The following is an 838-nucleotide window of genomic DNA, read 5'->3' as shown; positions in this document are numbered from 1 at the left end:
TGCTGGGTGCGGCTCTCGCGCTCGCGGACGTCGACGGGTGTGTGTTGACGGGGCGGTTGTCGTTGCGTTCGCATCCGTGGCTGGCCGATCACGTGGTGTTCGGGTCGGTGGTGTTGCCGGGGACGGCGTTCGTGGAGCTGGCTCTGCATGCGGGTGAGCGGGTGGGTTGTCCGGATCTGGCGGAGCTGACGCTTCAAGTGCCGTTGGTTCTGCCGGAGTCCGGTGCGGTTCAGGTGCAGGTGGTGGTCGGGGAGGCCGTCGGTTCGGGTGGTCGTTCGGTGGCCGTTTACTCGCGTCGGGACGATGAGGACGTGCCCTGGGTGCGGCATGCTGTGGGTGTGCTGACGGACGGCGTTCGGTCGGGTGTGGCTGATCTGTCTGTGTGGCCTCCGGCCGGTGCGAGTGCGGTTGAGGTCGACGCGGCGTACGAGACGCTGGACGGGGCTGGTCTTGCTTACGGCCCGGTGTTCCAGGGGCTGCGTGCGGCCTGGCGGCGTGATGGCGAGGTGTTCGCCGAGGTGTCGCTGCCGGCGGAGTTGCACGGTGCTGCCGAGGGGTTCGGTGTGCATCCGGCCCTGCTGGACGCGGTGTTGCACAGTCTGGCCCTGGGTGGTGTTCTCGCGGGCGCTGATGAGGGCGCGCGGTTGCCGTTCGCGTGGAGTGGTGTGCGGTTGCACGCTGCCGGTGCGTCGGTTGTTCGGGTGCGGGTGGCGTCGGCCGGGGACGGTGCGGTGTCGCTGGAGCTGGCCGATCCGACGGGTGCCCCGGTGGTGTCGGTGGAGTCACTGGCGCTGCGCGCGGTCTCGCCTGACCAGATCGACACCGCACACGACAACCG

1 protein-coding gene is annotated in these 838 nt (G+C 69.6%); it reads left to right on the top strand.

Annotation, left to right across the window (positions count from 1 at the left end; translation table 11 throughout):
- Positions 1 to 838 (top strand): polyketide synthase dehydratase domain-containing protein (locus ACP4IX_RS36300; protein ID WP_426558928.1); only part of this gene is annotated, 838 nt, incomplete at both ends.

Source organism: Streptomyces sp. WG5 (assembly GCF_049974565.1).
Classification (GTDB): Bacteria; Actinomycetota; Actinomycetes; order Streptomycetales; family Streptomycetaceae; genus Streptomyces.
This window is presented reverse-complemented; position numbering and strand designations above follow the sequence as displayed.